The organism is Castellaniella denitrificans, from assembly GCF_027214045.1.
Taxonomy (GTDB): Bacteria; Pseudomonadota; Gammaproteobacteria; order Burkholderiales; family Burkholderiaceae_B; genus Castellaniella; species Castellaniella denitrificans_A.
This window is the reverse complement of sequence record NZ_JAPWHE010000013.1, coordinates 58,322-67,081: the sequence shown is the minus strand read 5'-3', so window position 1 is coordinate 67,081 and position 8,760 is coordinate 58,322. Positions and strand designations below refer to the sequence as shown.

Annotated in this window: 10 protein-coding genes; 3 read left to right on the top strand and 7 right to left on the bottom strand. The window is 65.5% G+C overall.

Features of this window, described 5'->3' with window-relative positions; all coding sequences use genetic code 11:
* Positions 1–93 precede the first annotated feature (93 nt).
* From O4H32_RS13900 to O4H32_RS13885, 4 genes are all read right to left on the bottom strand, one after another.
* Positions 94–1,275, bottom strand: a complete 1,182-nt coding sequence (locus tag O4H32_RS13900; protein ID WP_269360138.1) for an MFS transporter — start codon at positions 1,273–1,275, stop codon at positions 94–96.
* A 75-nt stretch (positions 1,276–1,350) separates the two neighbouring features.
* Positions 1,351–1,653 carry an ArsR/SmtB family transcription factor gene (locus tag O4H32_RS13895; protein WP_269360136.1) on the bottom strand — a complete coding sequence of 101 codons (303 nt, stop codon included), beginning with the start codon at positions 1,651–1,653 and terminating at the stop codon, positions 1,351–1,353.
* A 131-nt stretch (positions 1,654–1,784) separates the two neighbouring features.
* The gene (locus O4H32_RS13890; RefSeq protein WP_269360134.1) at positions 1,785–3,221 is read right to left on the bottom strand and encodes a catalase; all 1,437 of its coding nucleotides are present in this window, start codon (positions 3,219–3,221) and stop codon (positions 1,785–1,787) included.
* A gap of 197 nt (positions 3,222–3,418) precedes the next feature.
* A complete protein-coding gene (locus tag O4H32_RS13885; protein ID WP_269360149.1) occupies positions 3,419–3,895 on the bottom strand; it encodes an Lrp/AsnC family transcriptional regulator in 477 nt (158 codons plus the stop codon).
* 144 nt (positions 3,896–4,039) lie between these two features.
* Between O4H32_RS13885 and hppD the strand changes: the two genes are divergently transcribed.
* Together hppD and O4H32_RS13875 are read left to right on the top strand one after the other, a co-directional pair.
* Positions 4,040–5,143: a 4-hydroxyphenylpyruvate dioxygenase gene (gene hppD / locus O4H32_RS13880; protein WP_269360132.1), complete on the top strand. Its 1,104-nt coding sequence runs from the start codon at positions 4,040–4,042 to the stop codon at positions 5,141–5,143.
* Positions 5,144–5,217: 74 nt separating this feature from the next.
* A complete protein-coding gene (locus O4H32_RS13875) occupies positions 5,218–6,195 on the top strand; it encodes a nucleoside recognition domain-containing protein (protein WP_269360130.1) in 978 nt (325 codons plus the stop codon).
* A 64-nt stretch (positions 6,196–6,259) separates the two neighbouring features.
* Here O4H32_RS13875 and msrA read toward each other — a convergent pair whose 3' ends face one another.
* Together msrA and O4H32_RS13865 are read right to left on the bottom strand one after the other, a co-directional pair.
* The gene (msrA, locus tag O4H32_RS13870; RefSeq protein WP_269360129.1) at positions 6,260–6,805 is read right to left on the bottom strand and encodes a peptide-methionine (S)-S-oxide reductase MsrA; all 546 of its coding nucleotides are present in this window, start codon (positions 6,803–6,805) and stop codon (positions 6,260–6,262) included.
* Positions 6,806–6,840: 35 nt separating this feature from the next.
* Entirely contained in the window at positions 6,841–7,173 is a 333-nt protein-coding gene (locus tag O4H32_RS13865) for a c-type cytochrome (RefSeq protein ID WP_407932661.1), read from the bottom strand.
* 97 nt (positions 7,174–7,270) lie between these two features.
* On the opposite strand from O4H32_RS13865, the gene lgt reads away from it, so the two are divergent.
* The gene (gene lgt, locus O4H32_RS13860) at positions 7,271–8,071 is read left to right on the top strand and encodes a prolipoprotein diacylglyceryl transferase (protein WP_269360125.1); all 801 of its coding nucleotides are present in this window, start codon (positions 7,271–7,273) and stop codon (positions 8,069–8,071) included.
* On the opposite strand, the gene O4H32_RS13855 is transcribed toward lgt, so the two are convergent.
* Complete coding sequence (locus O4H32_RS13855) at positions 8,028–8,744, bottom strand: SIMPL domain-containing protein (RefSeq protein WP_269360123.1); 717 nt, start codon at positions 8,742–8,744, stop codon at positions 8,028–8,030. The genes lgt and O4H32_RS13855 overlap by 44 nt on opposite strands.
* Positions 8,745–8,760 lie beyond the last annotated feature (16 nt).

The following is an 8,760-nucleotide window of genomic DNA, read 5'->3' as shown; positions in this document are numbered from 1 at the left end:
CGTAAGACCTAGGGTTAACCCGGGTGCCTGGCGGCGAAGAAACGAGACTATAGCACGCTTTTTTAATGGCGTGCAAATGATGTCATCGAACCGTCATGAAATTGCAGGATCCGCGGCGGATGCGCGTCTGCGAAAGCCCATCAGAAGCAGGGAGGCCAGAATCATGGCAACGGACAGCCAGGGTAGTACCGCCAGCCCCAGGGTCTGCGTGACCAGGCCCCCGAGCGCCGTCCCGGCCGCGATGCCTATCTGCATGCCCGACTGGTTCAGCCCGACCAGGACGCCCCTGGCCTCCGGGACGAGCGCCGCGGCCCTGATCTGCTGGGCCGGCCCCGCCGCCCATGCGGTCGCGGACCACATCGTCAGCACGGCGGCCACCGCATACAGCGATCCAGGCCACATCCAGGCCGTCAGAGGCAAAGCGGCCAGAAAACCCATTTGCAGGAGTTTCGCCCCGACGAGCGTGGCGTGGAAGCCGTATTGGTCCGTGCGGCTGCCGCCGAGCCGCGAACCGACGAGACTGGCCAGCCCGAACATCAGCAGGATCGGGCTGAGCGACGCCCCGGAAAGATGCTGGACCTCGATCAGGTAAGGCGTCAGGAAGCTGTAGGTCATGACATACCCCGCCATCCAGAGCACCGTCACCATGAGCCCTCCGAGGACGGCGGGGCGACGCAGGAGCGCAAGCTGCGCGCGCAACGGAATGGAAGCCGCGGGGCTCAGGGCGGGCAGGACGAACCAATGGCTCAACGCCACCGCCAGACTCAGCAGGCCGACCAGGGGAAAGACGGCATGCCACCCGTACCGTAACGCGATCTCCCGTCCAATCGGGACCGCGACGATCAAGGACGCCGTAAACCCCATGATGACCGTGGCGATGGCCCGCCCCTGGCGCCGGGAACCCGCCAGCGCGGCGGCCGTGGACAGGGCGGTGACGACGGCCGTGCCGCCCGACAACGCCTGCAGGATGCGGACGGGGACGAAAGTCCAGAAGTCATGGACCTGCAAAGTGAGCAGGCTGGCAAGCCCGTAGGCGAACATCGCGGCGATCATGACCGTGCGCCTTCCGATTTGGCTGGTCAATGCCACCACGACAGGCACGCCCAGGCCATAGACGAACGCGTAAAGCGTGATCAACTGGCCGGTCAGCGCGACCGGCGCGCCCAGCCCCGGGGCCACCAGATCCAGGATGCCGGCCAGAATGTATTCATTGGCCCCCGCGACGAATGTCGTCATGGCAAGCAAGAGAATCTGGTATTGAAGGCGGATTTTCATGATTACAAATCTATGATTTGGAATTTATCGATGCATAAGGACGGACTGCCGCCCCCTGGCGATCGTTCAGCGCCGCTAGAGAACCCGGATGATCGCCGAGGCCACCGCAGCCACGGCCTGTTCGTCCCGTTTGTAGAGCGTGTATTTCCCGACCCGGGCGGCCTTGACCAGACCCGCGTCGCGCAAGATCGACATGTAAGTGGAAGCCGTGGATTGATTGACGCCGAGGAGTTCGGAAATCTGCAATACGCAGACCCCGTCGGTCACGGGGTCGAGCCCGGCGCTGGCATTGAAATGCCTGCGCGGGTCCCGCATCGCCGACAGCACGGCACGCCGGTGTGCATTGTCGAGCGCCTTGAGAGCCAGATCCAGATCCATGCGGGCATACTAGATGACATATCGCAAATCGTCAAATCGTTTGATGTCTGTCCGAGGAACGATGCGGCGGCACCCGGGCTCGGCCAGGCGCCGGGAACGCCCCCGACGCCCCCCCCCGCGCCGCTTGTGTCTTACGCCCGCAGGGCCTGGATGGCGGCGGCCACCCCTGCGCCATAGGCCGGGTCCGCCTGGGTGCAGTGATGGATGTGGCGAGCCTGCACTTCTGCCGAGACCCCGGCGATGGCGCGGGCCGTGTTGTCGAACAGCGCCTGCCTCTGTTCGGGCGTCATCAGGCGGAACAGCGCGCCCGGTTGCGAGAAGTAATCCGTGTCCTCGCGGTGATTCCAGTGGTCGGCCGCGCCTTCCAGGCTGAGCGGCGGTTCGCGGTAATCGGGCTGCTCGGCCCATTCGCCGGAAAGATTGGGCTCATTGCCCGTCAGGCCGCCGTGGTTGCCATCCACCCGCATCGCGCCATCCCGGTGATAGCTGTGGAATGGGCAGCGCGGCGCATTGACCGGAATCTGGTGATGATTCACCCCCAGGCGGTAGCGCTGGGCATCGCCATAGGAAAACAGGCGCGCCTGCAGCATGCGGTCCGGCGAAAAGCCGATGCCCGGGACGACGTTGGCCGGGGTGAAGGCGGCCTGCTCGACTTCGGCGAAGAAGTTTTCCGGGTTGCGGTCGAGTTCCAGGACGCCGACCTCGATCATGGGATAGTCGCCATGCGGCCAGACCTTGGTCAGGTCGAAGGGATTCAGATGATAGCCGCCGGCGTCCTTTTCAGGCATGACCTGGATGAACAGCGTCCAGCGCGGGAATTCGCCCCTGGCGATGCTGTCGTACAGATCGCGCTGGGAGCTTTCGCGATCCCGACCGATCAGCTCGGCGGCCTGGGCGTCGGTCAGGTTGCGGATGCCCTGTTGCGACTTGAAGTGGAACTTCACCCAGAAGCGTTCGTTGGCGGCGTTGATGAGACTGAAGGTATGGCTGCCGAACAGGTGCATATGGCGATAGTCGGACGGAATGCCGCGATCGCTCATGACGATGGTGATCTGGTGCAGCGCCTCGGGCAGGCCGGTCCAGAATTCCCAGTTGTTCTGGGCACTGCGCATGCCGGTGCCCGGGTCTCGCTTGACCGCGTGGTTCAGATCGGGAAATTTCAGCGGATCGCGGAAAAAGAACACCGGAGTGTTGTTGCCGACCAGGTCCCAGTTGCCCTGCTCGGTGTAGAACTTCATGGCGATGCCACGGATATCGCGCTCGGCGTCGGCCGCGCCGCGTTCGCCGGCGACCGTGGAAAACCGCGCGAACATCGGGGTCCGCTTGCCGATCGCGGAGAACAGCGCGGCTCGCGTGTAGCGGGTAATGTCGTGGGTGACGGTGAAGGTTCCGTAGGCACCCGCGCCCTTGGCGTGCATGCGGCGCTCGGGGATGACCTCGCGGTCGAAATGAGCCAGCTTTTCGAGCAGCCAGACATCCTGGAGCAGGGCCGGACCGCGCGGACCCGCCGTCTGGATGTTCTGGTTGTCGGCGACGGGCGCGCCGGCGGCGGTGGTCAGTTTCTTCATGGGGCATCTCCTGTGCAGTGGCGCCGGACGGGCGGCGCCAGGTCGGGGGTATCTTGGCGCCCGGGCACCGGGCACCTCATGGAGACAGTCTAACGAGGCTTTTACGATAAATAAAATTGAATATTGCTCTTTATTTGATAGTCAACAGCTATCTTGATGGCACCGCATCGGGCCCATCGCCCACCAGGCGCCGTGGATCACGCCGGCAGTTCAGTCGTTTCCTTGATGGACTGCAACGCGAAACTGCTGCGGATATCGACAACGGCCGGGTGCCGCATCAGCGTGTCCATCGCGAAACGCGAAAACGCCGCCAGATCCTGGACCTGGACCCGCAGCAGGTAGTCCATGTCGCCCGACATGGCGTAGCACTGGACGACTTCAGGCCAGCTCTGGACATCGCGGGCAAATGCGGACATGGCGCCATGTTCGGCGCGATGCGATTTGTCCAGGCGGACGAAGACATAGGCCAGCAGGCCCAGGCCGAGCTTTTCGGGATCGGCCAACGCGACGTAGCGGCGGATGTAACCCTGGTCTTCCAGGCGTTTGACGCGGCGCAGGCAGGGGCTGGGCGACAGGGCCACCCGCTGGGCCAGATCCTGATTGCTGATCCGACCGTCGCGCTGCAGATGCGTCAGGATCAGGCGATCTGTCCTGTCCAGGTCATCAATAGGCATCATATTGTTTCAACCGCGAATTATTAGATGAATGATTGCGTCACATTAAGGAATCGTACCGCATGTTTGCAATCTTTCCCCACACTGTTTTCCCTAGAATTTCACAAAGCATGCTGAAACCACATCACGGACGGAGAGGTCTTCATGAATACATCCTTCACTCCCTGGGACAACCCCATGGGCACCGCGGGCTTCGAATTCGTGGAATACACGGCGCCGGACCCCGCCGCGCTGGGTCGCGTGTTCGAAGCCCTGGGCTTCCGGCCCATCGCCAGGCACCGCAAAAAGGCCGTCACACTGTACCGTCAGGGTTCGATCAATTTTCTGATCAACGCGGAACCCGATTCGTTCGCGCAGCGCTTCGCGCGCCAGCACGGCCCGTCGATCTGCGCCATCGGCCTGCGCGTACGTGACGCGGCCCACGCCTACAAGCTGGCCCTGGAACGCGGCGCCTGGGGCTTCGATTCGCACAGCGGTCCGATGGAGCTCAACATCCCGGCGATCAAGGGCATCGGCGACTCCCTGATCTATCTGGTGGACCGCTGGCGCGGCAAGTACGGCCACGGCGGCATCGGCGACATCGGGATCTACGATGTGGACTTCGAACCCCTGGACCACGCCACAGCCCATGACGACCTGAGCCACGCGGGCGCCGGCCTGCTCCGCATCGACCACCTGACGCACAACGTGCATCGCGGACGCATGGAGGAATGGGCCGAATTCTACGAGCGCATCTTCAATTTCCGCGAAATCCGCTATTTCGACATCGAAGGCCAGTTGACAGGGGTGAAATCGAAAGCCATGACCTCGCCCTGCGGGCTGATCCGCATCCCCATCAACGAGGAAGGCGGCGAGACCCCGGGCCAGATCCAGGAATACCTGGACCAGTACCGTGGAGAAGGCATCCAGCACATCGCGCTGTCCACGGACGATATCCACCACACGGTGGAGCAACTGAGCGGCCGGGTGAAATTCCTCGGAACCCCCGACACCTACTACGAACTGCTGGACAAGCGGCTGCCGGGCCACGGCGAGGACGTGGCCCGCCTGCGCCGCAACCGCATCCTGCTGGACGGCGCCCCGGGGGGCGGCCTGCTGCTGCAGATTTTCACCGCGAACCAGATCGGACCGATCTTCTTCGAGATCATCCAGCGCAAGGGCGACGAGGGCTTCGGAGAAGGCAACTTCAAGGCGCTGTTCGAATCCATCGAACTGGACCAGATCCGTCGGGGCGTGCTGCAGTCCTGACGCGCGCCGCGGGGGCGCCCTACAATGGCCGGCAAACGGTCCGCCCGGCGGCGCCCTCTTCCCGGAACCCTGGCATGCTCCATTACCTGAACACCATCCGGCTGCGCAGCACGCGCATGTTCCTGACGATCACGAGGATCATGCTGCCGGTGATGGTGATCGTCTACATCGCCGACCGCCTGGGCCTGGTGCGCATGGCCGGCGAGACGCTGACGCCGGCCATGGCGCTGCTGGGGTTGCCGCCCGAGGCGGGCATCATCTGGGCTACCACCATACTGACCAACATCTACGGCGGCATGGCTTCGATGGCGGCATTGTCCGACGGCATGCACATGACGACGGCCCAGGTCAGCGCGCTGGGGGCGATGATGCTGTTCGCCCACAATATCCCGACCGAGCAATCCGTCGTGCGGCGCGCCGGCGCCAGCGCGCTGCTCACCGGGGCGCTGCGCATCGTCGTCGCCCTCTGCTACGGCGCCGCCGTCAGCTGGACCTGCCGGGCGCTGGACGTGCTGCAGGACCCGGTCTCCCTGGCCTGGATGCGCCAGGACGCGGGGCTGACCCAGGGACCGCCGGATTTCTGGCCCTGGGTCCTGTCCACACTGCAATCGCTGGCACTGGTCCTGGCCGTCATCGTCGGACTGGTGCTGCTGCTGGATGTGCTGGAGCGTCTGGGCATCACGCGGCTCGTGACCCGATTGCTGACACCCGTGCTGCGCCTCTCGGGCCTGGAAGAACGCGCCGCGCCCCTGACCACGGTCGGCGTGCTGCTGGGACTGGCCTACGGCGGCGCGTTGATCATCGACGCCGCCGAACGCGAGAACTACAGCCCGCGCACCCGGCTGCTGGCCCTGTCGTGGCTGTCGCTGTGCCATGCCCTGATCGAGGACACGCTGCTGATCCTGGCGTTGGGCGCCAATCTATGGGTGATCCTGGTGCTGCGCGCCCTGGCGACCCTGGGCGTGCTGGCGGCCCTGGCGGCGCTGACGCGCCCTGATACCGCCTGGGGGCGCCGGCTGGCGGCGTCGGCCCCCCAGGCCTCGCCCCCCTGACGGTGACCGGCGCCGCACCCCGGCGCGATGCCCTGCGCGGACGCGCGGGCAGGCCTCGCCGGCCTCAGCGCAACAAGTGCGCGTAGCGCTGGCGGAATTTCGCCAGCTTGGGCGCGATGACGAACTGGCAATAGCCCTGCTCCGGGTTTCGCCGGTAGTATTCGCGGTGCAGTTCCTCGGCCGGCCAGAAGAAGCCCGCCGCTTCGATCCGTGTGACGACCGGATCATCGAAGACCGCCTGGGCCTCGGCGCGCGCGGCTTCGGCCAAGGCCCGCTGCGCCTCGTTTCCATAAAAGATCACGGAGGCGTACTGAGGCCCCGCATCGTTGCCCTGGCGGTCGAGCGTGGTCGGATCGTGCGTGCCGAAGAAAACGTTCAGCAGGAGGTCGTAACCGACCCGTTCCGGATCGAAGGTCACCTGCACGACCTCGACATGGCCGGTGTCCTGGCGGCAGACCTGTTCGTAAGTCGGATGGTCCACGTGGCCGCCGCAATAGCCGGGCCGTACATCCAGCACACCGTCCAGGGCGCGGAACACGGGCTCCAGGCACCAGAAGCAGCCACCGCCGAAAATCGCAGTCTCGAATACGGCGTTCCCTTGAGTTTCCATGCGGTTCTCCTTTGCTCGCGCGTGCGGCGCCACGATCAATCCGCCGCGTGGGTGTCTTTCAGCGACAGAATCCACAGCGCCAGGCGCTGCGCATCGACGTCGGACAGGCGGGTCTGGGCCGGCATGGGGATCGCACCCCACTGGCCGCGGCTGCCTTCGCGCATGGCGCGGACCAGATGGCCGGCCGCCTCGTGCCGACCCTGGAAGCGTTCGGCGATGGCACGGAATGGCGGCCCCACCCTGCGGGCATCGACCTGGTGGCAGCCCAGGCACTGGCGCTGGCCGGCCAGCGCCAGGCCGTCGCCCGTCGCGCCGCCAGCCGCCCTGGCATTCGCCGCGCACAGCGCCAGCGCCCCCGCCAGCGCGATTCCGATCGCCTTTCCACGCCCCATGGCCCGACTCATCCTCTCGTCATGTCCGATCACGGTATTATCCATGATTGTGTCTTTCCTCCCGGTCGCGCCCATGCCTTTCCCCCACATCGATCCCATTGCCCTGCAGATCGGCCCCTTGGCGATCCACTGGTACGGACTCATGTACCTGGCCGGCTTCGGCCTGGCCTGGTTGCTGGGACGTTGGCGCATCCAGCATCACCCCTCCCCCGCCGGGCTGACGCTGCGCGACCTGGAGGACATCATCTTCTACGGCGTGCTGGGCGTGGTGCTGGGTGGGCGCCTGGGCTACGTGCTGTTCTACAAGTTCGATGATTACCTGGCGCACCCGCTGTCGATCTTCGAGGTCTGGCAGGGGGGAATGTCCTTCCACGGCGGACTGATCGGCGTGACGCTGGCCATGCTGTTCTTCGCCCGACGGCGCGGCCAGCCGCTCCTGGCGATCGGGGATTTCATCGCCCCACTGATCCCCTTGGGTCTGGCGGCCGGGCGGCTGGGCAATTTCATCAATGGCGAATTGTGGGGCCGTCCCACGGACCTGCCCTGGGGCATGGTCTTTCCGGGTGCGCACGACGGTACGCCGCGCCACCCGTCGCAACTGTATGAAATGGGGCTGGAGGGCTTCGCCTTGTTCACCCTGATGTGGTGGTTCGCCCGCAAGCCCCGCCCGACGGGCCAGGTGAGCGCGGTGTTCCTGATGGGCTACGGGCTGTTCCGGTTCCTGGTGGAGTTCACACGCGAGCCTGACGATTTCCTGGGATTGCTGGCCGGCGGACTGTCGATGGGGCAGTTGCTGTCGCTGCCCATGATCCTGATCGGCCTGGCCCTGTTCATTTGGGCAGCAAGACGATCGTCCCCTGAACCGACACGCTGATCCGTTCGCGGCCGCCCTCGACGGGCGCGACGGCCTTGTCGGCGGCCAGGGCGCTCATCATGCGGGGCATGGGCGCGGGCGGCATGGCGCCCTGCCCACCCAGGTCGACCGTGCGCAACCGATAGCCTGCAAAGCCGAGGGCCCGGGTCAGCGCCTGGGCGCGGGCCTTGAACGCATCGACAGCCTGGCCCAGGAGCTTTTGCTCCTCGGCCGCACGCCGTTCGTGCGAAACCGAAAACGACAGGCCGGCGATCGGCATGCGGTCGCCCAGACTGGCTGCGAGTTTCGAGACAGCGGGGAAATCCCGGGATGCCAGAAGGATTTCGGCCTGACCCCGCCATTCTGCGATCTTGCCGTCTCGGTCGTTGGTCGGCCAGATCCGGTAGGAGCCGCTGCGGGCCTCGATACCCTGGTGTCCCTTGGCCTGTTTCATGACCGACTCCAGGCGCTGGTTCAGAGCCTCGGCGACCTCGGACTGGGATGCGCCGGCCAGATCCGCCGCCAGGGTGATTTCGACCGCATCCTGCGCGATCTCGGCCGATGCCTCGGCCGACAGCGAGGCCCGGGGCTCATCGGATCCGGCCTCGTGGGCCGCAGCGGGCATGGCCACGGCCGCCAGGGCCAGGGACAGCCCGGCCAGAAGTTGTTTGCGATTCTGCACGCCTCGATACATTTGCCACTCCTGAAAG